General features: G+C 71.9%; 27 protein-coding genes and 4 pseudogenes. 10 read left to right on the top strand and 21 right to left on the bottom strand.

Annotated elements, in window-relative coordinates:
• Positions 1–289 precede the first annotated feature (289 nt).
• The 4 genes and pseudogenes from Prum_RS53300 to Prum_RS46510 all read right to left on the bottom strand — a co-directional run bounded on the left by Prum_RS53300 (position 290) and on the right by Prum_RS46510 (position 3,829).
• On the bottom strand, positions 290–730 hold the full coding sequence (locus Prum_RS53300) for an LLM class oxidoreductase (RefSeq protein WP_246278799.1): 441 nt from the start codon (positions 728–730) through the stop codon (positions 290–292).
• A gap of 47 nt (positions 731–777) precedes the next feature.
• Positions 778–975 (bottom strand): annotated as a pseudogene (locus Prum_RS55635) (LLM class flavin-dependent oxidoreductase); the annotation flags it as partial.
• A 256-nt stretch (positions 976–1,231) separates the two neighbouring features.
• Positions 1,232–2,488, bottom strand: a complete 1,257-nt coding sequence (locus Prum_RS46515; protein WP_246278797.1) for a cytochrome P450 — start codon at positions 2,486–2,488, stop codon at positions 1,232–1,234.
• A gap of 3 nt (positions 2,489–2,491) precedes the next feature.
• Positions 2,492–3,829 (bottom strand): glutamine synthetase family protein, encoded by a 1,338-nt coding sequence (locus tag Prum_RS46510; protein ID WP_246278796.1) that lies wholly within the window; start codon positions 3,827–3,829, stop codon positions 2,492–2,494.
• A 293-nt stretch (positions 3,830–4,122) separates the two neighbouring features.
• On the opposite strand from Prum_RS46510, the gene Prum_RS46505 reads away from it, so the two are divergent.
• Together Prum_RS46505 and Prum_RS46500 are read left to right on the top strand one after the other, a co-directional pair.
• Complete coding sequence (locus Prum_RS46505) at positions 4,123–4,749, top strand: acetoacetate decarboxylase family protein (protein WP_218577924.1); 627 nt, start codon at positions 4,123–4,125, stop codon at positions 4,747–4,749.
• 27 nt (positions 4,750–4,776) lie between these two features.
• Positions 4,777–5,355 (top strand): MarR family winged helix-turn-helix transcriptional regulator, encoded by a 579-nt coding sequence (locus Prum_RS46500; protein ID WP_173085772.1) that lies wholly within the window; start codon positions 4,777–4,779, stop codon positions 5,353–5,355.
• A 40-nt stretch (positions 5,356–5,395) separates the two neighbouring features.
• Here Prum_RS46500 and Prum_RS46495 read toward each other — a convergent pair whose 3' ends face one another.
• Both Prum_RS46495 and Prum_RS46490 read right to left on the bottom strand, forming a co-directional pair.
• Entirely contained in the window at positions 5,396–6,055 is a 660-nt protein-coding gene (locus Prum_RS46495; RefSeq protein WP_173085770.1) for a gamma-glutamyl-gamma-aminobutyrate hydrolase family protein, read from the bottom strand.
• Positions 6,052–7,512 carry an aldehyde dehydrogenase gene (locus tag Prum_RS46490; RefSeq protein WP_173085768.1) on the bottom strand — a complete coding sequence of 487 codons (1,461 nt, stop codon included), beginning with the start codon at positions 7,510–7,512 and terminating at the stop codon, positions 6,052–6,054. Before Prum_RS46490 ends, Prum_RS46495 begins: the two co-directional genes overlap by 4 nt.
• Before the next feature lie 80 nt (positions 7,513–7,592).
• On the opposite strand from Prum_RS46490, the gene Prum_RS46485 reads away from it, so the two are divergent.
• Both Prum_RS46485 and Prum_RS46480 read left to right on the top strand, forming a co-directional pair.
• A complete protein-coding gene (locus Prum_RS46485) occupies positions 7,593–9,053 on the top strand; it encodes an aldehyde dehydrogenase (RefSeq protein WP_173085766.1) in 1,461 nt (486 codons plus the stop codon).
• Positions 9,046–9,921, top strand: coding sequence for a 3,4-dihydroxyphenylacetate 2,3-dioxygenase (locus Prum_RS46480; RefSeq protein ID WP_173085764.1), 876 nt, complete (start codon positions 9,046–9,048; stop codon positions 9,919–9,921). Before Prum_RS46485 ends, Prum_RS46480 begins: the two co-directional genes overlap by 8 nt.
• On the opposite strand, the gene Prum_RS53290 is transcribed toward Prum_RS46480, so the two are convergent.
• A complete protein-coding gene (locus Prum_RS53290; RefSeq protein WP_246278795.1) occupies positions 9,843–10,142 on the bottom strand; it encodes a hypothetical protein in 300 nt (99 codons plus the stop codon). The two genes, Prum_RS46480 and Prum_RS53290, sit on opposite strands and share 79 nt — an antisense overlap.
• Here Prum_RS53290 and Prum_RS55630 point away from each other — a divergent pair.
• The 4 genes and pseudogenes from Prum_RS55630 to Prum_RS55625 all read left to right on the top strand — a co-directional run.
• A pseudogene (locus Prum_RS55630) lies at positions 10,107–10,589 on the top strand (fumarylacetoacetate hydrolase family protein); the annotation flags it as partial. The gene Prum_RS53290 and the pseudogene Prum_RS55630 sit on opposite strands and share 36 nt — an antisense overlap.
• 184 nt (positions 10,590–10,773) lie before the next feature.
• On the top strand, positions 10,774–10,962 hold the full coding sequence (locus tag Prum_RS46470) for a ferredoxin (RefSeq protein ID WP_173085762.1): 189 nt from the start codon (positions 10,774–10,776) through the stop codon (positions 10,960–10,962).
• Positions 10,955–11,350, top strand: coding sequence for an FAD-dependent oxidoreductase (locus Prum_RS50445; RefSeq protein ID WP_218577923.1), 396 nt, complete (start codon positions 10,955–10,957; stop codon positions 11,348–11,350). The genes Prum_RS46470 and Prum_RS50445 overlap by 8 nt, the downstream gene beginning before the upstream one ends.
• A gap of 65 nt (positions 11,351–11,415) precedes the next feature.
• A pseudogene (locus Prum_RS55625) lies at positions 11,416–11,826 on the top strand (FAD-dependent oxidoreductase); the annotation flags it as partial.
• Between the two features lie 53 nt (positions 11,827–11,879).
• Here the strand turns inward: Prum_RS55625 and Prum_RS53280 are convergent.
• Complete coding sequence (locus Prum_RS53280; RefSeq protein WP_246278793.1) at positions 11,880–12,272, bottom strand: hypothetical protein; 393 nt, start codon at positions 12,270–12,272, stop codon at positions 11,880–11,882.
• A gap of 26 nt (positions 12,273–12,298) precedes the next feature.
• Between Prum_RS53280 and Prum_RS53275 the strand changes: the two genes are divergently transcribed.
• Positions 12,299–12,670 (top strand): YcxB family protein, encoded by a 372-nt coding sequence (locus tag Prum_RS53275; RefSeq protein ID WP_173085760.1) that lies wholly within the window; start codon positions 12,299–12,301, stop codon positions 12,668–12,670.
• 563 nt (positions 12,671–13,233) lie between these two features.
• Here the strand turns inward: Prum_RS53275 and Prum_RS46455 are convergent.
• Both Prum_RS46455 and folE read right to left on the bottom strand, forming a co-directional pair.
• Positions 13,234–14,427 carry an NAD(P)/FAD-dependent oxidoreductase gene (locus Prum_RS46455; RefSeq protein ID WP_173085758.1) on the bottom strand — a complete coding sequence of 398 codons (1,194 nt, stop codon included), beginning with the start codon at positions 14,425–14,427 and terminating at the stop codon, positions 13,234–13,236.
• A gap of 25 nt (positions 14,428–14,452) precedes the next feature.
• A complete protein-coding gene (folE, locus tag Prum_RS46450; RefSeq protein WP_173085756.1) occupies positions 14,453–15,046 on the bottom strand; it encodes a GTP cyclohydrolase I FolE in 594 nt (197 codons plus the stop codon).
• Positions 15,047–15,192: 146 nt separating this feature from the next.
• On the opposite strand from folE, the gene Prum_RS46445 reads away from it, so the two are divergent.
• Positions 15,193–15,876: a helix-turn-helix transcriptional regulator gene (locus Prum_RS46445; protein ID WP_246278853.1), complete on the top strand. Its 684-nt coding sequence runs from the start codon at positions 15,193–15,195 to the stop codon at positions 15,874–15,876.
• Here the strand turns inward: Prum_RS46445 and Prum_RS46440 are convergent.
• The 11 genes and pseudogenes from Prum_RS46440 to Prum_RS46405 form a co-directional block, all read right to left on the bottom strand.
• Positions 15,801–16,286, bottom strand: a complete 486-nt coding sequence (locus tag Prum_RS46440; RefSeq protein WP_173085754.1) for a VOC family protein — start codon at positions 16,284–16,286, stop codon at positions 15,801–15,803. The genes Prum_RS46445 and Prum_RS46440 overlap by 76 nt on opposite strands.
• 9 nt (positions 16,287–16,295) lie before the next feature.
• Positions 16,296–17,114 carry a maleylpyruvate isomerase family mycothiol-dependent enzyme gene (locus tag Prum_RS46435; protein WP_173085752.1) on the bottom strand — a complete coding sequence of 273 codons (819 nt, stop codon included), beginning with the start codon at positions 17,112–17,114 and terminating at the stop codon, positions 16,296–16,298.
• A 67-nt stretch (positions 17,115–17,181) separates the two neighbouring features.
• A complete protein-coding gene (locus Prum_RS46430) occupies positions 17,182–18,159 on the bottom strand; it encodes a Gfo/Idh/MocA family protein (RefSeq protein ID WP_218577920.1) in 978 nt (325 codons plus the stop codon).
• Positions 18,160–18,207: 48 nt separating this feature from the next.
• Complete coding sequence (locus tag Prum_RS46425) at positions 18,208–19,698, bottom strand: cellulose binding domain-containing protein (RefSeq protein ID WP_173085750.1); 1,491 nt, start codon at positions 19,696–19,698, stop codon at positions 18,208–18,210.
• A 154-nt stretch (positions 19,699–19,852) separates the two neighbouring features.
• The gene (locus tag Prum_RS54290) at positions 19,853–20,668 is read right to left on the bottom strand and encodes an extracellular solute-binding protein (protein ID WP_281369175.1); all 816 of its coding nucleotides are present in this window, start codon (positions 20,666–20,668) and stop codon (positions 19,853–19,855) included.
• Positions 20,572–21,183: an ABC transporter substrate-binding protein gene (locus tag Prum_RS54285; protein WP_281369166.1), complete on the bottom strand. Its 612-nt coding sequence runs from the start codon at positions 21,181–21,183 to the stop codon at positions 20,572–20,574. Before Prum_RS54285 ends, Prum_RS54290 begins: the two co-directional genes overlap by 97 nt.
• Positions 21,184–21,202: 19 nt before the next feature.
• Positions 21,203–22,030 (bottom strand): carbohydrate ABC transporter permease, encoded by an 828-nt coding sequence (locus Prum_RS46415; protein ID WP_246278792.1) that lies wholly within the window; start codon positions 22,028–22,030, stop codon positions 21,203–21,205.
• A 13-nt stretch (positions 22,031–22,043) separates the two neighbouring features.
• Positions 22,044–22,649 (bottom strand): carbohydrate ABC transporter permease, encoded by a 606-nt coding sequence (locus Prum_RS46410; RefSeq protein WP_246278791.1) that lies wholly within the window; start codon positions 22,647–22,649, stop codon positions 22,044–22,046.
• The gene (locus Prum_RS53270) at positions 22,637–22,930 is read right to left on the bottom strand and encodes an ABC transporter permease family protein (protein ID WP_246278790.1); all 294 of its coding nucleotides are present in this window, start codon (positions 22,928–22,930) and stop codon (positions 22,637–22,639) included. Before Prum_RS53270 ends, Prum_RS46410 begins: the two co-directional genes overlap by 13 nt.
• Positions 22,927–23,094 carry a Beta-galactosidase C-terminal domain gene (locus tag Prum_RS53265; RefSeq protein ID WP_246278852.1) on the bottom strand — a complete coding sequence of 56 codons (168 nt, stop codon included), beginning with the start codon at positions 23,092–23,094 and terminating at the stop codon, positions 22,927–22,929. Before Prum_RS53265 ends, Prum_RS53270 begins: the two co-directional genes overlap by 4 nt.
• 99 nt (positions 23,095–23,193) lie before the next feature.
• Positions 23,194–24,827 (bottom strand): annotated as a pseudogene (locus Prum_RS46405) (beta-galactosidase); the annotation flags it as partial.
• Between the last annotated feature and the right edge of the window lie 71 nt (positions 24,828–24,898).

Here is a 24,898-nt window from a genome sequence, read left to right as displayed (position 1 = left end):
CGGCGGGCGCCGAGCCGGGTCCCGACCCGGCGCGGTGATCCGTCCCGCCCGCCCTCAGCGCGCCCGAACCTCGCCCCCACCCGACGCCAGGTCACGGCCGGACACCGCGCGCCACCCCGCCACCCGCGCCCGGGGCCAGGCTGCGTCGATCAAGGGATTTCCCGTCGATCAAGGGCGAATGGTCGTGGTTTGGAGATCAAAGCACGACCATTCGCCCTTGATCGACGGGGAAGGGGGGCGGGAGGGCGGGAGGGGCGGGAAGAGGGGGCGGGCGGGAAGAGGGCGGGGGTTATAGGCGGGCGAGGCGGCGCATTACTTCGGCGCAGAAGGTGGCGACGGCGTCGGGGTCGTCGGTGAACTGGGACGGCTTGATGCAGAACGTGGTGAAGCCGTCGGCCTGTTGCGCGGGGATGGTGTCGAGCGCCTGGGCGAGGTCGGCGCAGGAGTGGTCGTCGGGGAAGACCGCGCGGGTGCCGCCCACCAGTTCCAGCTCGCGTACGTCCCGGCCGGCTTCGGCCATGCCGTCGGCCAGCCGGCGCAGGTCGTCCGGGCTGGGCCGGCCGAGGGGGTTGAAGCCCTGGCCGTACCGGACGAGTCGGGACAGCAGCTTGTCGTGCATGGCCGCCCCGCCGAACCACAGCGGTGGGCCGTCCGGCCGGTACGGCTTGGGTTCGCAGTAGACGTCGGCGAACCGGTAGTGGGCGCCGTCGTACGCGGCGGGGAGTCGCACCAGGCCGCCCGCCAGATCTCCAGGTGCTCGTCCAGGAGTTGGCCGCGCTTGCCGAACGGGACGCCGAGCGCGGCGTACTCGTCGCGGCTCCAGCTCACGCTGGGCAGCACGACCAGCCGTCCCTGGGCGAGCAGGTCGAGGGTGGCCAGGTCCTTGGCCAGGTGCAGCGGGTGGCGCAGCGGGGCGAGGACGGCGCCGGCGACGAGGCGTACCCGCTGGGTGGCGGCGGCGATCGCGGACAGCAACAGCAGCGAACTGGGCCAGGGTGTGCGCGGGTCCTGGTTGCCGGGCAGGGCGTACTCGCGGGGTTGGGCATGAGGCCGTGCGCGCCGGCGTCGGGGCCGAGCACGATGTGCTCGCTGAGCATGACGGCGTCGAAGCCGGCGTCTTCGGCCTCGCGGGCCCAGCGGACCAGGCGGGGCAGGTCCCGCCCGTCGGTCATGGTCCAGTTCTCGCTCAGGATGAGCAGCATCCGGGGAGCGCCGGAGACGGGTGCGGGGCTCACGCGAGCGTCACCTCGACCGGGAGCTCCTTGATGCCGTTGACGAAGTTGGAGCGGACCCGCCGCACGTCGCCGGTCAGGCGGATGTCGGCCAGGCGGGGCAGCAGCTCGGAGAACATGACCCGGATCTCCAGCCGGGCGAGGGTGTTGCCCAGGCAGAAGTGCGGGCTGCCCTTGCCGAAGGTGACGTGGTCGTTGGGGGAGCGGGTGACGTCGAAGGCGTACGGGTCGGCGAAGACGTCCTCGTCGCGGTTGCCGGAGGCGAACCACAGCACGACCTTGTCGCCCGCGCGTACCTGCTTGCCGCCGAGTTCGACGTCGCGGGTGGCGGTACGGCGGAAGTGGTAGACCGGTGAGGCCCAGCGCAGGAACTCCTCCACCGCGACCGGGATGAGGCTCGGGTCGGCGCGCAGCCGGTCGAGCTGGTCGGGGTGGCGCAGCAGGGCCAGCATCGAGTGCGAGATGGCGTGCCGGGTGGTCTCGTTGCCGGCGACCACGAGCAGCAGGAAGTAGTTGTCGAAGTCGGTGTCGGACAGCGGCACGCCGTCCGAGGGGGGCTGGTTGACGAGCTTGCTGACCAGGTCGGTGCCGGTGCCGCCGCGGCGTTCGGCGGCGAGTTCCCGGCCGTACGCGAAGACCTCCAGCGCGGCGGGGCTGCGGAACGGCAGGTCGCGGTAGCGGTCGCTCTCCTCGCTGTGCAGCAGCACGTCGGCGTAGTCGGGGTCGGTGTTGCCGATGATGCGGTTGCCCCAGTCGATGAGCTTCTGGGTGTCGCTCTCGGGCACGTCGAGCATGCGGGCGAGCACGTTGATGGGGAAGTCGGCGGAGACCTCCTTGACGAAGTCGAAGCGGCCCTTGGCGAGCGCGGCGTCCAGCGTGCGCCCGGTCAGCCCGCGCAGGAACACCTCGTACTGGGCGACGGCGCGGTGCGAGAAGTCCCGCTGGAGTATCTTGCGCAGGACCTGGTGGCGGGCGCCGTCGGTCTCCAGCATGGAGCGCCGGATCGCCATCAGGTCGTCGTCGACCTCTTCCAGGTTGACGAACCGGCTGGAGGTGAACGTCGACGGATCGCGGTCGACGCGCACGATGTCGGCGTGCCGGGTGACGGCCCAGAAGCCGCTGTTGGGGGCCGGTTCGGGCTGCCAGTGCACGGGGTCGTGCCGGCGCAGCGTGTCGAACATGCGCCACGGCGTCTCGCCGTCCAGGAAGCGGTCGTTGTCGGCGAGGTCCACATCGGACAGTAACAAGGTCAACACCCCTCACAGGTGGTATGCGTACTCGCCGAACTCCCAGTCGGTGACGTGCCGGCGGAACCGTTCGATCTCGTCGCGCTTGTAGCTGACGAAGGCGGTGACGAAGTCCTTGCCGAGCACCTCGGTCAGCGCGGTGTCGGCGGTCAGCGCGTCCAGGGCGTCGGTCAGGTTCATCGGCAGCAGGGCGGCGCGGCTGCGGTCGTACCCGTAGCCCTGCAACGGGGACGGTGGTCGCGCCTGCGCGCGGACGCCGAGCACGATGGCGGCCACGACCGCGGCGACGGCCAGGTACGGGTTGGCGGAGGCGTCGCCGAGGCGTAGCTCGAAGCGGGCGCCGGGGCCGCGTTCCGGCGGGACGCGCAGCATCGCGCTGCGGTTGTCCAGGCCCCAGTCGATCAGCCAGGGCGCGAGGGTGTCCGGCCCGAACCGCTTGTACGAGTTGACGGTCGGGTTGAGCAGGGCGGCCATGGCGGGGGCGTGGGTGAGCACGCCGGCGATGGCGTGGTGGGCGATATCGGACAGGCCGTGCGGGCCGGCCGGGTCGTCGAAGGCGTTGCCGCCGTCCGCGCCGGTGCACGACACGTGCAGGTGGAAGCCGGATCCACCGCTGTCGTTGAAGGGCTTGGCCATGAACGTGGCCAGCCGGCCCTCGGCGTGCGCCAGCTCCTTGATCGCGGCCTTGAACCGCCAGGCCCGATCGGCTGCGGACAGCGCCGGGGAGTGGGTCAGGTTGATCTCGAACTGGCCGCCGTCGAACTCGCGGTTGCCGGCGATGGCGCCGACGCCGAGCGCGTCGAGCCGGCGCATAGTGCGGGTCAGGTGACCGTCCGGGTCGCTCTTGCGGCCCACGGTGTAGACGTTGCCGGGCACGTCGGCGTACCGCCGCCAGCCGCCCGGGGCGGACTCGTCGCGGTCCAGCAGGAAGTACTCCAGCTCCGGCCCGACGACGGCGCTCAGGCCGGCGGCCGCGAGGTCGGCGACGACCCGGCGCAGCAGGTCGCGCGGCGACTCCGGGCACGGCAGGCCGGTCGCGGGGTCCACCGGGTCGCCCAGGCACCAGGCCACGCCCGGCTCCCACGGCAGCGGCACCAGCGTGTCGAGGTCGGGGCGGACGACGACGTCCGGCAGTCCGGCGTCCAGGCCGCCGGCGACGTCGACGACGTCGCCGCGCGGCGTCGTGTGGTACACGGCCCGGCAGAAGGCCAGGCCGTGGGCGCAGGCGGCGGGCAGGTGGTGCGCCAGGATGTCGCGGCCGCGGTCCACGCCGATCAGATCCGGGTACGACAGCCGGATGACGTCGATGCGCTGGTCCGCGAGGGCGGTGACCACGTCGTGCACGCTCACAGCGACCTCCCTCAGCTCGTTTGAGTGCAAACAATATGCCTTGCCCGACGCTGGACAAGGGGTTATCGTACGGATCCAAACGATCGGTTCATACGGGGCAGCTAAGGGGAGCTTATGTCCAGCGTGCGGGGGTTTTTCCCACCCAAGACCGGCACCGGCCGTTCGGCCCTCGTCCCGCCGCCGCCGTGGCACTACTCCGGTGACCTGCTCACCATCGAGTACCGGACGGATCCGGCCCGGGTGGCGGCGCTGCTGCCCCGCCGCTGGAGCCCGCCGACACCGACCCGGGCGCGGTGGCGCTCATCTGGGCGGACTGGCAGTCCTGCTCGGACTCCCGGCAGGAACTGCTGGACCCGGTGCGCGCGCAGTACAAGGAGTGCTTCGCGGTGGTCCGCTGCGCGTACCGGGGCCGGACCTTCTCCCGCTGCGTCTACATCTGGGTGGACAAGGACTTCGCCATCGCGCGCGGGATCCACCAGGGGTACCCGAAGAAGCTGGGGTCGATCCACCAGACCCGGCCGCACCCGTACGGCCCGGCGCCGCGGATCGCCGCGGGCGCGGTGTTCGGCGCGACGCTGGCCGCGGGCGACCGCCGGCTCGCCGAGGCCGTCGTCACGCTGCGCGAGCCGGCGCAGAGCAACGGCTTCGTGAACGCCCACCCGATGGCCCACCACCGCTGGCTGCCGTCCATCGAGCCGGGCCAGGGCCTGGCGCTGGACGAGCTGGTGTCCTCCGGGGCCGCCTCCTTCGAGGGCGGCACGCCCTGGGCGGCCGACGCCGAGCTGCGCCTGTTCGACGCGCCCACCGAGGAGCTGGCCGACCTGCGGGTCGACGAGCTGATCGGCGCGTACTACCGGCAGGTGGGCGTGACCTGGAACGGCGGTGCCCTGCTGGAGAGCGGCACGTCCGGCGCGGTCTAGTTCGGAGTCAAACGGTACGCTTGTCCGGTGACTGGGCATCGTTCGATCACCGAGACCGAGAAGGCCGTCCAGGCCAAGCTCGGCGCGATCCGGCTGCACCGCGAGGCCATGGCGGCCGTGTCCAACATCTACCGGGCCGCCGCCGCCACCCGGCAGCACGTGGAGAACACCGTGCTGCGCGAGGCCGAGCTGACCTGGACCGGGTTCGTGGTGCTGTGGGTGGTCTGGATCTTCGGCGAGATGGAGACCCGGCACGTCGCCGCCGAGGCCGGCATCTCCAAGGGCACGCTCACCGGCGTCGCCCGCACCCTGGAGTCCCGCGGCCTCGTGGTCCGCTCCAACCATCCGTCCGACGGCCGGATGGTCCTGCTCTCGCTCACCGAGGCGGGCGAGGAGCTGATGAACCGCCTGTTCCCGGCCTTCAACGCCGAAGAAGCCTTCGTCACCTCCCGCCTGAGCGCCGACGAGTGCGAGGCCGTAGCCACCGCCCTCCGCAAGATCGTCTCGCAACTGGAAGACGAAGGCGAGGCTCGCCGCCTAGCCCTCCTCAAGGGCGCGTCGCCGATGCCGCGGCGGGGCGGCCGCCGCCCCAACGGTCGATCTTGAGGTTGTCAGGTTCCATATCGGACATTCGGGCATGACAACTTCAAGATCGACGGAGCCACGCGTCGAAGAGCCAGGCGTCCGGCGCGTCCTCGGGGTGCCACTGCACCGCGAGGAGGGGAGTGCCGGGGAGTTCCAGGGCTTCTACGGTGCCGTCGGCGGCCCAGGCCACCGGGCGTAGCCCTGTGCCCAGGCGGGCTACGGACTGGTGGTGGTAGCAGGAGGCGTCCACTTTGGGCACACCGGCCGCCGCGGCCAGCGCCGAGTCGGGGGCCAGCGCCACGGGCTGGACCAGGTGCCGGTGGTCGCCGTCCATGTGCTGGCGCAGCGTGCCGCCCAGTGCGACGTTGACGACCTGCATGCCCCGGCAGATGGCGAGGGTGGGCAGGCCGGCCGCGAGGGCGTACCGGGCGGCGGCGAGGTCGAAGGCGTCCTGCGCGTCGTCGACGTCGTACACGGTGTCGTGGACGGCGGCGGCGCCGTACCGGTGGGGCGCGAGGTCGCCGCCGCCGGGCAGCAGCAGCGCGTCGGCGCGGGCGAGCCGCTGTTCCGCCTCCGCCGCGTCCGGATGCATGATCCACGGCTCGCCGCCGGCCCGGTAGACGGCCTCCACCAGGGCGCGGGCGGCCACCTCGGCGCGGTACCGCAGCGCGGAGGCGTGCGCGGAGAACCGGGCCGGTATAGCGACCAGAGGGCGGGTCACAGCTGGATCCATGTCGTCTTGAGGTCCATGTACTTGTCCAAGGCGTGCGCCGACTTGTCCCGCCCGTGGCCGGACTGCTTCACGCCGCCGAACGGCACGCTCAGGTCGCCCTCCTCGTAGCAGTTGACCCACACGGTGCCGGCGCGTAGCGCGCGGGACACCCGGTGCGCGGTGGACAGGTCCGCCGTCCACACCGCCGCGGCCAGGCCGTACTCGGTGGCGTTGGCGAGGCGTACGGCCTCCTCGACGGTGTCGAACGCCAGCACCGCCAGCACCGGCCCGAAGATCTCCTCGCGGGCCAGCCGCATCCCGGGGTCGACCCGGTCGAACACGGTGGGCCGCAGGAACGAGCCGGCCGTGCCCCACCGCGTCCCGCCGGTGCGCAGCCGGGCCCCCTCGGACCGGCCGGCGGCGACGTGGCCGAGCACCCGGGCCAGGTGGTCCTCGCCGACCATCGCGCCGAGCTCGGTGGCCGGGTCCAGCGGGTCGCCGATGCGCAGCGCCTCGGCGCGGGCGACGACGGCGTCGGTGACCCGCTCCGCGATGGAACGGTGCACGAGCAGCCGGGACGGCGCGGTGCACATCTCGCCCTGGTTGAAGAAGATGCCCCAGGCGGCGGTCGCGGCGGCCCGGTCCAGGTCGGGCGCGTCGGGCAGCACGATGTTGGGCGACTTGCCGCCCAGTTCCAGCCAGACCCGCTTGAGGTTGGAGTCGGCGGCGTACCGCAGGAACTGGCGGCCGACCGCCGCCGAGCCGGTGAACGCGAGCACGTCGACGTCCGGGTGCAGGCCCAGCGCGCGGCCGGCGGTCGGCCCGTCGCCGGCGACGACGTTCAGCACGCCGGGCGGCAGGCCCGCCTCGGTGGCCAGCCGGGCCAGGCGCAGCGCGGACAGCGGGGACAGCTCGGACGGCTTGAGTACGACGGTGCAGCCGGCGGCCAGGGCCGGCGCGACCTTCCAGGACGCCAGCGTGAGCGGGAAGTTCCACGGCACGACGGCGGCGACCACCCCGGCGGGCTCCCGGGTGACCAGGGCGAGCGCGTCGCCGGCCGTACGCGGGGACTCGTCGGTCAGCTTGTCGGCCAGCTGGCCGTACCAGCGGAAGGTGTTGACGACGGCGCGCAGCTCGATGTCGTACGCCTCGGTGATGGGCTTGCCCATCTCCAGGCTGATGGTGACCGCGAGCTCGGACCGGTCCCGCTCGACGAGATCGGCGAGGCGGAGCAGGGCGCGGCCGCGCTCGGCGGGTGACCAGCGCGGCCACGGGCCGGCGTCGAACGCGCGGCGGGCGGCGGCGACCGCCAGGTCGACCTCGGCGGAGCCGGCGTCCGCGACCTCGGCGACCGCGCGGCCGTCGCGGGGGAGACGACGGCGAAGGCGCCGTTCGCCCCGGCCTCGTCGGCGCCGTCGATGTAGTGGCTGGTGGGCGGCTGGAGGGTACGGGCCAGCCGGATCCAATCGATCATGAAGCCCCTCCTTGTTATGGAGCCAAACTCTAGCCTATGTTATTTGGAGCCAAACGATATGTGGAGGCGCGGATGAACACGGTGGCAGGCGTGGCGGTGGACACGCGGCACTGGATCGGGGGCGAACGGGTCGCCTCGGCGCAGACGTTCCCCGACCGTTCGCCGATCGACGGCACGCTGCTCGCCGAGGTCGCGCGCGGCGGAGCGGACGAGGCGCACGCGGCGGTCGTCGCGGCTCGCGATGCGTTCCCGGCCTGGGCGGCGACCGGCCGCGACGAGCGCGCCCGGATCCTGCACGCCGTCGCGGACGGGGTGGACAAGCGCCTGGAGGAGCTCGCGATCGTCGAGACCACCGACAACGGCGCGCTGCTGCGCTCGCACCGGCGCGGAGTGATGCCCCGGGTCGCGCACAACTTCCGGTTCTTCGCCGACTGGCTCACCGGTCTGCGCCACGACGACTTCGACACCCGCGGCCACACCAACCACGTCAGCTGGGACCCGGCCGGCCCGTGCGTGCTCATCACGCCGTGGAACGCGCCGCTGATGCTGGCCACCTGGAAGGTCGCGCCGGCCCTGGCCGCCGGCAACACGGTGGTCCTCAAGCCGGCCGAATGGTCGCCGCTGACCGCCTCGCTGCTGGCCGACATCGCCGCCGAGGCCGGCCTGCCGCCGGGCGTGCTCAACGTGGTCCAGGGGTACGGGGCGGAGGCCGGCGCCGCCCTGGTCGGGCACCCGGACGTACGCCGGATCAGCTTCACCGGCTCGGTGCCGACCGCCCGGCGCATCGCCGCCGCGGCCGCCGCGAACCTGGTGCCGACCAGCTTCGAGCTGGGTGGCAAGTCGCCGCTGCTGGTGTTCGCCGACGCCGACCTCGACCTGGCCGTGGACCTGGCCGTCGAGCAGTACGACAACGCCGGGCAGGTGTGCCTGTCCGGCACCCGGCTGCTGGTCGACTCGGCGGTCGCGGACGAGTTCACCGCCCGCTTCGTGGCCCGGGTCCACGCGCTGCGGCAGGGCGACCCGCGCGACGAGGACACCGACATCGGCCCGAACATCCACGCCGACCACCTCGCCCGCGTCGACGGCTTCGTACGCCGGGCCCTCGCTTCCGGCGCCCGCGCGGCCGTCGGCGGCGGCCCCAACACCGACCTCGGCGGCCTGTACTACCGGCCCACGCTGCTGACCGGGCTCCCACCCGGCGCCGAGGCGCTCACCGAGGAGATCTTCGGCCCGGTGCTGACCCTGCAGACGTTCGGCACCGAGCAGGAGGCGGTGGCGCTGGCCAACGGCACCCGGTTCGGCCTCGCCGCCGTGGTCGTCACCGGGGATCCGTCGCGGGCGGCCCGGGTGAGCGCGCGGTTGGTCGCCGGCACCGTCTGGGTCAACTGCTTCTTCGTCCGCGACCTGCGGGCGCCGTTCGGCGGCTCCCGGCAGTCCGGCGTCGGCCGCGAGGGCGGCACCTGGAGCTTCGACTTCTACTGCGACGTCAAGAACACCGTCACGGCACCGGAAGGATGGCGGAACCATGGGTGAGGTCGTCGGTGCGGGCCTGCTCTCGCACGTACCCACGATCGTGCTGCCCGAGGCCGAACGGCGCGAGATCAACGAGGGCAAGGAGATCAGCCTCGTACCGGGCCTGAAGCGGCTGCGCGCCGAGGTGTTCGAGACCCTCGACTACGACACAGTCGTGGTGCTCGACTCGCACTGGGCGACCACGGTCGAGTTCGTGGTGACCGCGCAGAGCCGCCGCGCCGGCCTGTTCACCTCCGAGGAACTGCCGCGCGGCATGTGCCGCATGCCGTACGACTTCCCCGGCGACCCGGAGCTGGCCCACGCGATCGCCGCGCACGCCGACAAGCACGGCACCTGGATCACCCCGATCGACGACCCGTACCTGCCGATCTTCTACGCCACCACGAACCTGTGGACGTACCTGGGCGTACCGGAGAAGCGGTGGATGTCCATCGGCGTCTGCCAGACCGCGGACAGCGAGGACAGCCTTCGCCTGGGCCGCGCCCTCGCGGACGGCATCGCCGCCACCGACCGCAAGGTGCTGCTGATCGCGTCCGGCGCGCTGTCGCACACGTTCTGGCCGCTGCGCCAGATCCGCGACCACGAGGCCAGCGACCCCAGGCACATCTTCACCGCGGCCGCCCACGAGGCCGACCTGCGGCGCATCGGCTGGTTCGAGCAGGGCCGGCACGACCTGGTCCTTTCCACCATGCCGGAGTTTCTGAAGGTCAAGCCGGAGGCCCGGTTCGGCCACTACCTGATGATGATCGGCGCGCTCGGCGAGCAGCGGTGCACGGCGCCCGGCCGCCTCTACAGCGAGTACGAGAACGCGGTCGGCACCGGCCAGGTGCACGTCTGGTTCGACCGCCCCCCGCACGGCTGGAGCTGAGGATGCCCGAATACCGCAGGATCCTGCTCGACGGGGCCGTCGTCGACGTCGTCCGCGACGGCGAGGAACTGGTCGCCGGCGACGGCCGCCGCGTCCTCGCCGAAACGGCCACCCATCTGCCGCCCGTGGTGCCCACCAAGATCGTGGCGGTGCACCTCAACCACCGCAGCCGGGTCGAGGAGTTCATGACCACCCTGCCGGCCGCGCCCACGTACTTCCACAAGCCCACCTCGTCGCTCAACGCCCACGGCGGCGCGATCGTGCGGCCGGCGGGCTGCAAGTACCTCAACTACGAGGGCGAGGTCGCCATCGTCATCGGCCGCACCTGCCGCAACGTCGCGCCCGCCGAGGCCGGCGCCCACATCGCCGGCTACACCATCGCGAACGACTACGGCCTGCACGACTTCCGTGACACCGACGCCGGATCGATGCTGCGGGTCAAGGGCTCGGACACGCTGTGCCCGCTCGGGCCCGGCCTGGTGACCGACTGGGACTTCCGCGGCAAGCGGCTGCGCACGTACGTCAACGGCGCCGTCGTCCAGGACGGCTCGACCGACGAGATGACCTGGGACATGCACTACCTCGTCGCCGACATCGCCCGCACCATCACCCTGTACCCCGGCGACGTCCTGCTGTCCGGCACGCCGGCCCGCTCCCGTCCCGTCCAGCCCGGCGACGTGGTCGAGGTCGAGGTCGAGGGCCTCGGGAAGCTGACCAACCACATCGTCACCGGCCCACGCCCGTCCGCGCCGACTGCGGAGCCCAACCCACCGAGTCCGAGGAGGTCCTGTCCACCGCGCTCGGCGGTGACTGGGAGTTCCGCGGCGTCCGCCCACCTCGTAGGGGGTCGCAATGAGGGTCGTCGTCGACCTTGCCAAGTGCCAGGACCACGGCCAGTGCGTGTTCGCCGCGCCCGAGGTCTTCCACCTCGACGACGCCGGCAAGCTGGGCTTCGTCGCCGAGCCGGACGGGGCGCTGCGGGACGCGGTGGAGGAGGCCGCCGACGTCTGTCCACTGCAGGCGATCCGGATCGATGGCTGAGCGGATCGCGATCGTCGGCGCCTCGCTGGGTGGCCTGCGCGCGGCCGAGCAACTGCGCGCCGCCGGCTGGACCGGCGAGATTGTGGTCATCGGCGCCGAACCGTACATGCCGTACAACCGGCCGCCACTGTCCAAAGAGGCCCTCGCCGGCGCGGCGCCGTTCGACTCACTGGCGTTCCGGCCGCGGGCCAGCGTCGCCGACGTGACCTGGCGGCTCGGTGTTAAAGCGTCCACAGTAGACCTCACTACTCGTGTGCTGACCCTCGGAGACGGTGAGCCGCTGCCGTTCGACGGGCTCGTCGTGGCGACCGGGCTGCGGCCGCGCCGGCTGCCCGTCCCGGGGCCGGATCAATTCAGGGCTGGGCGCGGAGCGATCAGCCCGAATTGAGCCGGCAGCCGGGGACGACGCGAGCGGAGCGAGCCGGCCAGCAGGGCGCAGGCCCCGGCGGGCTCGTGCTGCGCACGCTCGACGACGCTGTGCGGCTGCGCGCCGCGCTCACCCCGGGGGTACGGCTGGTGGTCGTCGGCGCCGGGTTCATCGGCTGCGAGGTGGCCGCCACGGCCCGTCACCTCGGCGCCGAGGTGACCGTCGTCGACCCGCTGCCGCTGCCGATGGTCGGCCCGCTCGGCGAGCCGCTGGCCGCCGCCCTGCTGCGCCGCCACCAGAGCCGGGGCGTGAGGTTCCACTTGGGACGGACCGTGGACCGGTTCGAGACCGGCAAGGTGATCCTCGACGACGGCGCCGCGCTGTCCTGCGACGTCGTGGTGGAGGCCGTCGGCTCGCAGTCCAACACCGAATGGCTCGCCGGCAACGGCCTCGACCTGTCCGACGGCGTGCTCTGCGACGGCCACCTCCGCGTCGAAGGACTGCCGTACGCGGTGGCGGTCGGCGACGTCGCCCGGTTCCCGAACGCCCGCTACGACGGCGTACCCCGCCGGGTCGAGCACTGGAGCATCCCCGGCGACACCGCCAAGCGTGCCGCCCGCACGCTGGTCGCGGGCCTGTCCGGCACGCCGCTCGACGGCGCCCCGTTCGCCCCGCTGCCGACCTTCTGGAGCGACCAGTACGCCGAGCGCCTGCAAGCCATCGGCGCCCCGCGCTCGGCGCCGGCGGCATCCGCGTACTGGACGGCGACCTGGACGGCGACGTCGTCGTCGGCTACCACCGCGACGGCGACCTGGTCGGCGTCGTCGGCCTCGGCGGCAGCCGGACGACCGCCGCCGTCGCCCGGTACCGTGGGGCTCTCTAGGGCCTGTGTCGCAGTGGGGGCCGGACCGCCGCCTGGGTCCGCCGCAGCCCGGTCATCCACTGCGACACAGGCCCTAGGATCGGCGGATGCAGATTTCCGTGTGGGTCCCGTACGACGAGGCGCGGCTGCGGCGCACGCTCACCTTCGTCCTGCGCCCGCAGACGCAGCGCGTCCGCCTCATCGGCGTGGCGCTGGTCCTCCTCGGCCTGCTCCTGGTGGCCCTGGACCCGTCGGTGGTGCTCTCCTACGGCGTCGTCTTCCTCGGGTTGTTCTTCGCGGTGGCGATCGGGCCGATCACGGTGTCCCGGGCGGTGGGCATGCAGTCGAACGTCATCCGGGAGGGCCTGCACCTGACCATGGACGACGAGTGGATCACGGTGACTTACCCGCTCGCCGAGACGCGCTTCCGCTGGGCCGGCCTCGGGAAGGTCATCGAGACCCGGACGCCTGGTACGTGATGTTCAGCAAGATCCAGGCGATCACGGTCCCGAAGGAGCCGATGACCGAGGCGCAGCGGGCCGAGTTCGCCGCCTTCGTCGCCGGACTGCAACCCGTCTCGACCTGACCGCCCATCGTCCTACCATCCCGCCGCCCCACCGCCGGTCCACGCCGTCCGGCCGCCGCTTTCCCTCGCCGATCAAGGGCTCCCTCGTCGATCAAGGGCTTGCCCGTCGATCAAGGGCGAATGGTCGTGGTTTGATCTCCGATCCACGACCATATGCCCTTGATCGACGCGAAAGCCCTTGATCGACGGCGTGGCCGGGCGGCGGCGTGCGGCGGTGCCGGCGCACGGCGGGGTGCCGGCGCACGGCGGGGTGCCGCCGCCACCGCGCCGATCAAGGAAAAGGCCGTCGATCAAGGACATATGGTCGTGGATCGGAGATCAAAGCACGACCATATGCCCTTGATCGACGAGGAGAGGGGGCGCGAGGCGCGGGCGCGGCGGGGCGCGAGGCGCGGGCGCGGCGGGGCGCGGCGGGCCACGCGCGACGGAGGAGGGCGCGACGGGGGAGGGCGGGGGCTAGGGGAGGAGGTTGGGGTTGGCGGGGGTGCCGGATAGGCCGGCTCGGACGAGGGCGTCGAGGTGGTCGTTGGCGTCCCAGATGTTGACGTTCATGGCGGCCAGGACGCGGCTGTCGCGCAACCAGAACGCGAGGAACTCGCGCTTGTCGCCGTCGCCGCGGATCACCACCTGGTCGTACGTCCCGCGCGGGGCCCAGCCGCGGTACTCCATGCCCAGGTCGTACTGGTCGGTGAAGAAGTACGGGAGCCGGTCGTAGCGCACGTCCTGGCCCAGCATCGCGCGCGCCGCGGCCGGCCCGGAGTGCAGCGCGTTGGACCAGTGCTCGACACGGATCCGCTCGCCGAGTAGCGGGTGGAGCAGGTTCGCGACGTCGCCGGCGGCGTACACGTGCGGGTCGCTGGTGCGCAGGCTGGCGTCCACGGTGACGCCGTTGTCGACCGAAAGGCCGGCGGCCTCGGCCAGGTCGGTGAGCGGCCGGGCGCCGACGGCGACGAGCACCGCGTCGGCGGGCAGGTCGGTGCCGTCGGTCAGCCGGACGGAGGTGACGTGGCCGGTGCCGTTCAGCCGCTCGACCTGGACGCCGAAGTGGAAGCGTACGTCGTGCTCGCGGTGCAGGTCGGCGAAGACGCCGGCGATCTGGGTGCCGAGCACCTGCTGCAGCGGCAGGTCGGCGGCCTCCACGACGGTGACGGCGGCGCCGCGGTGGCGGGCCGCGGCGGCGACCTCCAGGCCGATCCAGCCGGCGCCGACGATGACGAGCCGGGCGCCGTCGACCGCGGCGGCGGCGACGCGGTCGATGTCGGCGAGGGTACGCAGGTACAGCACCCCGTCGAGGTCGGCGCCGGGCACGGGCAGGTGGCGCGGGGCCGACCCGGTGGCCAGCAGCAGCCGGTCGTACACCAGTGACTCGCCGTCCTCCAGATGCACGCGCCGCCGCGCCCGGTCGATGCCGGTGACGGTGGTGCCGGCGCGCAGGTCGATGTCGTGCGCGGCGTACCAGTCGGCGGGGTGCACGTACACGCTGTCGCGTTCGGCGTCGCCGAGCAGGACGCCCTTGGACAGCGGCGGCCGTTCGTACGGCCGCTCCGGCTCGGTGCCGATGAGCGTGACGTCGCCGTCGAAGCCCTCTTCGCGCAGTGTCTGCGCGGCCTTGGCGCCGGCGAGCCCGGCACCGACGATCACGAAAGCCATGCCGGTCTCCGTTCCATGAACACGGTCAGCCCTGGCCCAGTCCGGCCAGGATGAAGAACTCGGCCCGCGAGCGGGGGTCCTCGCGCAGCTCGCCGAGCAGGGTGGAGGTGATGGTGCTGGCGCCGGCGGCACGGACGCCGCGCAGCGTCATGCACAGGTGCTCGGCCTCGATGACGACGCCGACGCCCTTGGGCCGCAGGTGTTCGGCCAGCCAGTCCGCGACCTGCTTGGTGAGGCGCTCCTGCACCTGGGGACCGTGGGCGAAGAGCTCGACGACGCGGGCGAGCTTGGACAGGCCGAGGATGCGCGTGCCGGGCAGGTAGCCGACGTGTGCGACGCCGACGAACGGCAGCAGGTGGTGCTCGCACACCGACCGGATCGGGATCGCGCGGGCGAGCACCAGCTCGTCGTACCCCTCGTCGTTGGGGAAGGTGGTGAGCCGGAACTCGCGCGGGCTGAGCAGTTCGGCGTAGGCCCGCGCCATCCGCCCGGGGGTCTCGGCCAGGCTGTCGGAGTCCAGTTCGACGCCGAGCGCGGTGAGGAAGTCGGCCGCCGCGCGCTCGGCGGCCTCCAGGTCGCGGCCCTGGTCCCGGACGACCCGCAGCGGCGTCAGCGTCACCTCAGGTACCTCATTTCCGCCAACGGACGTTGGTCTTAATGGTGATGCTGCCCCTTCCGCCGCGGAATTTCAACAGCGCCCGTTGGTGATATTCTCGCCACATGGCTCGCGCACCTCAAGACCGAGCACGGTGGGATGCCGTGGCCATGCTGGCCGACCGGTCCCGGCGCGCCCTGTACGACTACGTGCGGCACCAGGACCATCCGGTCGGCCGGGACGAGGCCGCCGACGCCACCGGCATGTCCCGCGGCCTGGCCGCGTTTCACCTGGACAAGCTGGTGGAGGGTGGGCTGCTGCGCGCCGGGTATCAGACCCCCGCCGGCCAGCCGCGCGGGCGCGGGCGCACCCCGAAGGTGTACGAGCCGGCCGGGGACGGGGTGGCGGTCACCGTGCCGGAGCGCCGCTACGAGCTCATCGCCGAGATCCTCGCCGACGCCGTCGCCGCCGACCCGGACGACAGCGCGCGCGCCGCCGAGCGCCTGGCGCAAGAGCGCGGCCAGGCCGTCGGGAGCGGCCTGCGCGGCCGCGCCACCCCCGTCGAGGTCCTTGTCGATCTCGGGTACGAGCCGGCGCCGCAACCGGACCGTATCCTGCTACGCAACTGTCCGTTCCACGCCCTCGCGGCCCGCCAGACGGCCCTGGTCTGCGGGCTGAACCTCGCCTTCCTCCGCGGCCTGACCCGCGGGCTCGACGCCGACCTCGACGCCTTGCTGGTACCCGCGCCGGGCGCCTGCTGCGTGCAGCTGCGGTGGGGTCAGAGCACGGCGTTGCCGTACATCTCGCCGAGCGGGTCGGCGATCAGCTCGACGCGGGCGCCGTCCGGGTCCTGAAAGTAGATCGACGACCCACTCTCCAGCAGGTATGGCACGGCCGCCGCGTCGAGCTTGTCGCGCAGCTTCTGCCAGCGCTCCGGCTCCACGGAGATGGCGACGTGGTGCAGGCCGCCCAGCACCTCCGCGTACGGGCCGAGGTCGAGGCCGGGGAAGTCGAAGAACGCGAGCAGGTTGCCGTTGCCGATGTCGAAGAAGAAGTGGTTGGAGCCGCGGTAGTCGCGGTTCTCGAAGATCTCGGTGAGCGGGAACTCCAGCAGGCCCTGGTAGAACTCGATCGTCCGCCGCACGTCGGAGCTGAGCAGTGCCACGTGGTGCACGCCCCGCGCGCTGCTCGGCGGCCGGTCGGTCCGCAGGTGTTCCTTGCGGATCTCGTCCCGGTCGGCGTCGATCGCCGCGTAGTCGGTCATGGCTGGTCCCTAGATCCGGAAGAAGAGGTTCAGGTAGCGCTCGGCCACCGCCATGTCGCCGCTGATGGTGCCCGAGTTGCTGCGCCCGAACGTGGTGAGTACGAAGCTGCCCGGGTCGAAGTCGAGCGCGGCGGGCAGGTCGTCGACCGACCCCGGCTCGTACGACATCCCGGACGGGCCGGCGCTGATCCGCCAGGAGCCGGCGTTGTTGCCGCCGTTGACGCGTACCCCGATCTGGCACTTCTCGGCCTCGACCGGCGGATTGGTGGTGGCCTGCCAGAGGATGAACATGAACGGCACCAGCAGGTCGGCGGCGTCGGCGGACAGGCCGTGGGCCTGGCCGGTGCCCTGCCGGATGTCCCAGGAGTGCACGCCGTAGTCCATGAGCTGGAAGGTCGGGTAGAAGTAGGCCGGCAGGGGCCCCATGTACTTGTGCGGCACGAGGAACCCGCTCCACTCGTCCGGCCCGAGCGCCTCGCACATCTCCATCAGCTTGGCGAAGTCGCCGCGCAGCCGCCCGACCGCCTCCTCCTGGCTCAGCGGCCGCAGCGCCTTCGCGCCGTCGTCCAGCCCCGTCTGCATCGCCTGCGTCCCGAGCGCGTCGGGCACCTGCCCGCCGCTCCGGGCGGCGTCGAAGGACACGAAGTAGCTCTCGGTGACGTCGATCAGGTGCCCGACGAGGTCCCGCACCTCCCACTCCGGGCACGCGGTGGGCGCCGTCCAGCGGGCCGGGTCGGAGGCGAGCGCGAAGAAGCGCTCGGCCTCACCGCGTACCACGCGTAGCAGATTGTCTTTGGCCTCGTATGTCGTCGCGTCCCAGGTGGACATGACTACCTCCGGAAGGCTGTCGTCACGCTCCGCAGTTCATTCAAATTTTAAGCTAGTCCACGCCGGGTCAGGTGCGCAAGGGGAGGCCGGCCGCCGTGTAGATGTCGTCGATCAGGGACATCGTGGCGACCGAGTCCGCGGGCGGGGTGAGGTTGGCCGGCTCGCCGCCGACCGCGGCGGCGAACGCGCGCAGTTGGTGGACGTACGTGGGCTCGCGGTCGACCGGCTCGCGGCGGCGCCGGCCGTCGACGGTCACCGTGAAGCGCGACCACAGATGCGGGGCGAGGTAGTTGTTGACCGTCATGGTGCCGCGCTCGCCGACGACGGTGGCCCGCATGGACAGCAGCGTCGAGGACCACATCGAGGCCCGGATGCGGCCGGTGGCACCGCCCGGAAGGTCGAACAGCGCGGTCATCGCCCGGTCGATCCGCCGGTCCCGGCGCAGCGTCAGGGCGCGCGCCGCCTTGAGCGCCGGCTCGCCGGGGGACAGCAGGCGCAGCGAGTGTACGGCGTAGCAGCCGGCGTCCATCAGCGCGCCGCCGGCCAGGCCGAAGTCGTACCGGATGTCGGAGAACCGGGGCAGCGGGAAGCACAGCGCCGTGTCCACCCGCTGGACCGCACCCAACTCACCACTGTGGAGGATCTCGAGCATCCGCCGGGCCACCGGGTGGTACCGGTAGTGGAACGCCTCCATCACCACCAGGCCGGTGCGCTCCGCGGCGGCGGCCACCTCGCGCGCCTGCGCCGCGTTGGCGGTGAACGGCTTCTCGCACAGCACGTGCTTGCCGGCCGCCAGCGCGGCCAGTGTCCACTGTGCGTGCTTGCCGTTGGGCAGCGGGATGTAGACCGCGTCCAGCGACGGATCGGCCACCACGTCGGCGTACGAGTCGTGCACCACCTGGACGCCGTACCGGGAGCCGAAGGTCGCGGCCCGGCGGCGGTCCCGGGCCGCGACCGCTCCGACCTCGACGCCGCCGACGACCCGGGCGGGCCTCATCAGGGCCGCGGGGGTGATGCGGGCGGCGCCGAGCACACCTATTCTCACGGCCCGCAGGCTATCCCGGCTGCGGGCCGGCCGCCATGCGCTACCAGGTCAGGGGAGCGTGCCGACGAAGGTGGTGAGCGAGTCGGAGATGACCTGGTGGTCGTGCAGCGACGGATGCCAGTGGCAGCCGAGCAGGTCCAGGCCGGTCTCGCCGTACGCGAAGTGCCGCACCCGGCTGTCGCCCTGGGTGTTGCGCTCCCGGACGACCTGCTGGGTGGCGTCGGACAGGGCCGTCGTGTTGGACATGTACGCGGCGACCACCACGATGACGGCGGTGCTGCCGTACCGGGCGCGCAGCTTGTCGAGGAAGCCGTGGTACGCCGTGCGGTACGCGGTGATCAGGCTGGCGGCGGTCCACGGCTCGCCCGAGTTGATGGCGGTGGAGAAGTCGTTGATGCCGAGGCCGACGACGATCAGCTGCGGGCGCCAGCTGGCGGGCACGGTCCAGACGTCGCCGGGCACGGCGAGCAGGGCGCGGTCGTAGTAGGTGCGGAAGTCGGTGCCGGGCTCGCCGCCGTTGTAGTTGCGCACCATGCCGCGGCCGGAGAACGCGTTGACCTGGTAGTCGGCGTTCAGCCGCTTGGCGGTCATGGCGCCGAAGCTCTTGTCCGCGTTGGTGGTGCGGTTGACCTGGTCGCCGGAGCAGTCGCGGGTGGTGGACATGTTGCCGTACCCGGCGGTGTGCGAGTCGCCGATGAACTCGATCTGTCGGGTCCGCGCGGTGGGCTTGGCCAGGACCGCGCCGCCGGGCGCGGCGACGAAGCCGCCGAACGCGCCGGTGGACCAGGGGCTCTCGTTCCGCTTGACGAGGCGCACCGTGTGCTCGGTGTTGGTGAGGTTGTTGACCCAGTGGGTGCCCGCGGCGGGCAACGCCAGGGTGGCGGCGGTCGCGCCGTCGACCTGGATCTCGTAGTCGCTGTTGTGGTCGTTGAGCACGACACCGACGCCGGTGCCGCGGACCCGGCCCTCGAAGTAGACGCCCGGCCAGCTGAACTGCGCGGTCTCGGCGGAGACCTTGACCCGCCCGGCGGTGTGCGCCTGGGCGAGGCCGCCGGGCGGCGTCGTCGTGGGTGGCACCGTCGTGGGTGGCACCGTGGTCGGCGGCACCGAGGTGGGCGGGGCCGTGGTCGGGTTGACGCCACCGGTGCAGGCCACCCCGTTGAGGGCGAACGCGGTGGGAACCGGGTTGGTGCCCGACCAGGCCCCGATGAAGCCGAGCGTGGTGGCCGCGTTGGTGGCGAGGCTGCCGTTCCAGGACATGTTGGTCGCCGTGACCCGGGTGCCGGACTGGCTCCAGGTGGCGCTCCAGCCCTGCGTGACGCGCTGCGCCGCGGTCGGGAAGTCGAAGCCGAGCGACCAACTGCTGACCGGGTCGCCCAGGTTGGTTATCTTGACGTCGCCCTGGAAGCCGCCCTGCCACTGGCTGATCACCGTGTAGTCGACCCGGCAGCCGGCCGCCGCGAACGCCCGGGGCAGCGCCACCGACACGAGCCCGACCGCCACCGTGCCGGCCGCCAGTGCGGCGAGCAAACGTCTCATCGACCCTCCAGGAATCGAAGAATACGAATTGGAAGCGCTCCCAGTTTTGCTGTCCCTTCCTAGACTGTCAACATCTTCGATGAATCGGAGGTGGCCCGCGCGTAGCGCCGCGCCCCCTCGATCTACCGGCGAGGGGGCGCGGCGGCGGGGAGAGCTAGCCGGCGACGGGGATGGCTTGGGACTTCATGGCCTCGATGGTGGAGGACTGGGCGATCTTCAGAGCGTCGGCGAGGGTGCCCTGGCCGGACACGGCGGCCTTGAAGCCGTCGGCGGCGTCCGCGTACGTCTTGGTCATGATCGGGCCCCAGACGAACGTGGGCGACACCTGCGCCGACGCCTCGGCGAAGACCTCGTAGATCTTCTGGCCGCCGTAGAACTCCACCCCGCTGGTCAGCGCGGGCAGCGTGGCGCCGGCCTTCGTCGCCGGGTAGAGGTTCGCCTTCTGGTTGAGCAGCGTCAGCGCCTCGTCGGAGCTGTTGAGCCACAGCGCGAACTGTGCCGCCTCGTACACGTGCTTGGAGTTCTTGAAGACAGCGGTCGACGAACCGCCCCAGTTGCCGGCGGACTTGTCGCCGGCGGTCCACTGTGGCATCGGCGCCACCGCCCACTTGCCCTTGGTGGCGGGCGCGCCGCTGGCGATCGAGTTGGCGCCCCAGACGGCGGAGACCCACGTCCACGCCTTGCCGGTGTTGTAGGCGTTGTCCCACTCGGTGGTCCACGGCGGCACGGCCGAGACGAGCTTGCGGTCGAGCAGGTCCTGCCAGTAGTTGGCGACCTCGGTGGTCTTCGCGTCCGCGAAGTCGACCTTCCACTGTGTACCGTCGTTGCTGAACCAGCGGCCGCCGGCCTGCCAGGCCAGCCCGGCGAACTGGTTCACGTCGCTCTGCGAGAAGTTGGTGATGTACCCGCCGGCGGCCTTGACCTTCTCCGCCGCCGCGGCGTACTCCGCCCACGTGGTGGGGACCGCGATGCCGTGCTTCTCGAACAGGTCGGCGCGGTAGAACAGCGCCATCGGGCCGGCGTCCTGGGCACGGCGTAGACGGAGTTCTGCTCGCCGAAGGTGACCTGGTTCCAGGTCCAGTCGACGAACTTGTCCTTGGCGCCGGTGACGATGTCGCAGGAGGCGAGGTTCGCCAGGCCGTCCTGGACCCGGAAGCTCGGCAGCGTGTCGTACTCGATCTGGCCGAGGTCGGGGGCGTTGCCGGCCTTGAGCTGGTTGAAGAAGTTCTGGTACGTGCCGCCGTTGCCGTTCGGGCCGGTCTGCACCGTGACCTGGATGTTGGGGTTCTTGGCGTTCCAGACCTTCACCACGTCCTCGATGCCGGGGATCCAGGAGGTGAACGTCAGCGTGACCGGGCCGCTGGACGGCGCGCAGGCGCCCGCGGCGGTGCCGCCGGAGGCGGAGTCGTCCCCGCCGGATGAGCAGGCGACCAGGGCAAGTGTCGAGGCCAGCAGGACGCTGACCGAGCGGATCGTGGGTTTCATGGGGTTCCTTTCGGGGGTGCTACTTCACGGCCCCGGTGGCGAGGCCGTTGCGCCAGAAGCGCTCCAACAGCAGGAAGGCGATGACGAGGGGCGCGATGGACAGCAGCGCGCCGACGAGCACCAGGCCGCGCAGCTCGGGGAGCTGGTTGACCTGCGTGTTCCAGGTGTAGAGGCCGAGGGTGACCGGGAAGAGCCGCTCGTTGCCGAGCATGATCAGTGGCAGCAGGAAGCTGTTCCAGACGGCGACGAAGTGGAACAGGAAGATCGTGACGAGGCCCGGAAACATCAGCCGGCTGCCGACGGTGAAGAACGTGCGCACCTCGCCGGCGCCGTCGATGCGCGCGGCCTCCAGCAGTTCGTCCGGCACGCTGGCGCTGGCGTAGATCTGCGCGAGGTAGACCCCGAACGGGTTGACCAGGCTGGGCAGGAACACCGACCAGAACGTGTTGGTCGCGCCGACGTAGCTGAAGATGAGGAACAGCGGCAGGGCCAGCGCCGTGGCCGGCACGAGCACGCCGCCGAGTACGACGTTGAACAGCGCCTCCCGGCCGGGGAAGCGGTACTTCGACAGCGCGTACCCGCACATGGCCGCGAGCAGGGTGCCGAACAGGGCGGCGCCGCCGGTGTAGGCCACGCTGTTGGCCATCCACCGCAGGAACACGCCGTCGCGGTACGTCAGCAGCTCGCGGACGTTGTCGACGAGCGCGAAGTTGGCGAACCACAGGGGACTGGTGCCGGTGAACTGGGCCCGGTTCTTGGTCGCCGCGACGATCAGCCACCACACCGGCAGCAGGGTGTAGACCGCGCAGACCCCCATGACCACCATGGCCGCGGACCGGGTGAACACGCTCTCACGGGTTTCACCGCAACCCCTTTCGTTGCGTGATCTTGAGGAAGGTGAACGACAGGGCGAACGTCGCCAGGGCCAGCACGACCGAGAAGGCGGCGGCCAGGTGGAAGTTCGGGATCGAGGACGTCGAGTAGACCGTCAGGTTGGGCGTGTACGTGCTGGACACCGCGGAGCTGAAGCTGCGGAACACCTGCGGCTCGGCCAGCAGTTGCAGCGTGCCGATGATGGAGAACACGGTGGTCAGCACCAGGGCCGGCGCCACCAGCGGAATCTTGATGGACCAGGCGACCCGGACCGGTCCGGCGCCGTCGAGCCGGGCCGCCTCGTAGATCTCCGTCGGGATCGCCAGCAGGTACGAGTAGATAATGATCATGTTGTAGCCGACGTAGACCCAGGTCACGACGTTCGCCATCGCCCACAGCACGTAGTTCGCCGAGAGCAGGTCGACGCGCTGGGTCAGCGCCGTGAACGGGGACAGGTTCGGCGAGTAGAGGAAGCCCCACATGATCGACGCGACCACGCCGGGCACCGCGTACGGCATGAAGAACGCCAGCCGGAAGAAGCGTCCGCCCTTGACCAGCCCGGAGTCCAGCAGCAGGGCGGTCAGCAGGGCCACCCCAGCATCACCGGCACCTGGACGACGCCGAAGAGCAGCACCCGGCCGACCGACCGCCAGAACGGCGCGTTCGAGAACACCTGCGCGTACTGCGCCAGCCCGCCGAACACCTCCCGCGCCGGGCCGAACGTCCCGGTGCGCTCCACGACGTACAGCGACTGGACGACGGCGTACCCGATGGGCAGCACGAAGAACAGCGCGAACAGCACCCCGAAGGGCAGGACGAAGAAGGCGATCGCGCCCGGATGCGAGACCCGGCGCCGGCGCGCCGCCGCCGTCATCGGACCGCCTCCCGGACCACCCGGACCGCGCCGGCCGGCACCCGCAGCAGGCCGTCCACGGCGTCGCCGGTCACCAGTTCCTGGCCGGTGACCGCGTACTCGATGTCATGGGTGCCGTGGTTGACGACGAACAGGTAGCCGCGGTGGCCGTCGCTGCGGCGCACCACCTCCACCGAGCCGTCGCCCTCCGGGCCGAGCGGCCGTACGGCGGCCGCCCCGACCGCATCGCGGACCACGTCGCGCAGCGCGTCGGGCCGCAGCTCGGTGGCGACGTACCACGCCGTGCCCGCGCCGTACGCGTTGCGGGTGACGGCCGCGACACCGGGCAGCGGGCCGTCGACGTACCGGGCCACCGGCTCGGCCGTCGTGGTCCGCAGGCGCTCGGTCCACAGCCCGGCCCGCGCCCCGGTGTCCAGCGCCACCTCGTCGCCCGGCAGCAGCGGCCCGAACTCCTCGACCGTGACGCCCAGCAGGTCGCGGAACGCGCCGGGGTAGCCGCCGAGGCGTACCCGGTCGTCCTGGTCGACGATGCCGCTGTAGAAGGTGACGAGCACGTGCCCGCCGGCGGCCACGTACGCGCCGAGGGCCGCCGCCTCGCGGTCCGAGATCAGGTGCAGGCAGGGCACGACGACCAGCCGGTACCGGTCCAGGTCCGCGGCGGGGCCAGCACGTCGGCGGTCACCCCCAGGTCGCGCAGCGCCTGGTACGCCCGGTGCACCTGGTCCAGGTAGCGCACCGAGTGCGACGGGCGGCTCTCCCCGTCGCACGACCACCACGACTGCCAGCTGAACAGGACGGCCACGTCGGCCTCGACGGTGGTGCCGGCGACCTCGTCCAGCCGGTCCAGCGTCGCCGACAGGGTCAGCACCTCGCGCCAGGCTTCGGTGTCGGTGCCGGCGTGCGGGATCAGCGCCGAGTGGAACTTCTCCGCCCCCTGCGCCGAGGCGCGCCACTGGAAGAAGCACACCGCGTCGGCGCCGCGGGCGACGTGCGTCAGCGAGTTGCGGGTCATCTCGCCCGGCGCCTTGGCCAGGTTGTGCGGCTGCCAGCTCACCGCACCGACCGACTGCTCCATGAGGATCCACGGCTGCCCGCCGGCCAGACCCCGGGTGAGGTCGGCGGCGAAGGCGAGCTCGGCGGTGGGCGCCGCCAGCCGGTGGTCGAGGTAGTGGTCGTTGGCGACGACGTCCATCTCCGGCGCCCAGGTCCAGTAGTCCAGGTTGCGGATGTGGGCGGTGACCATGAAGTTCGTGGTGATCGGCACCGTGGAGTGCCGGCGCAGCACCTCGACCTCGTCGCGGTAGTAGTCCAGCAGCTCGTCGGAGCTGAACCGGTGGAAGTCGAGCTGCTGGCCGGGGTTGCGGGCGGACAGCGCCTGGCGGGGCAGGCCCACCTCGGACCAGTCCCCGTACCGCTGGCTCCAGAACGAGGTGCCCCACCCGTCGTTCAAGGCGTCGACCGTGCCGTAGCGCTTGCGCAGCCAGCGCCGGAACGCCTCGGCGGTCTCCTCGTCGTAGCAGTGGGCGTTGTGGCAGCCCAGCTCGTTGGAGACGTGCCAGAGCACCACGGCCGGGTGCTCGCCGTACCGCCGGGCGACCTGCTCGACGAGCGCCAGCGCGCGGCGCCGGAAGATCGGCGAGCTGGGGCACCACGCCTGGCGCCCGCCCGGGTACCGCGTGGTGCCGTCGGCCGCGGTGGGCAGGATCTCCGGGTGCAGGGTGGTCAGCCAGGGCGGCGGGGACGAGGTACCCGTACCCAGATTGATCTTGATGTCGTGCTCGTGCAGCAGTTCCACGACGCGGTCGAGCCCGGCGAAGTCGTACTCGCCCGGCCGCGGCTCCAGGTAGGACCAGCCGAAGATGTTGATCGCGACGAGGTCGACGCCGGCCTGTCGCATCAGCCGTACGTCCTCCTGCCAGACGTCGGCGGACCACTGTTCCGGGTTGTAGTCGCAACCCAGAACGATGC

Origin of the sequence: Phytohabitans rumicis (assembly GCF_011764445.1) — a bacterium.
GTDB lineage: Bacteria > Actinomycetota > Actinomycetes > Mycobacteriales > Micromonosporaceae > Phytohabitans > Phytohabitans rumicis.
This window is presented reverse-complemented; position numbering and strand designations above follow the sequence as displayed.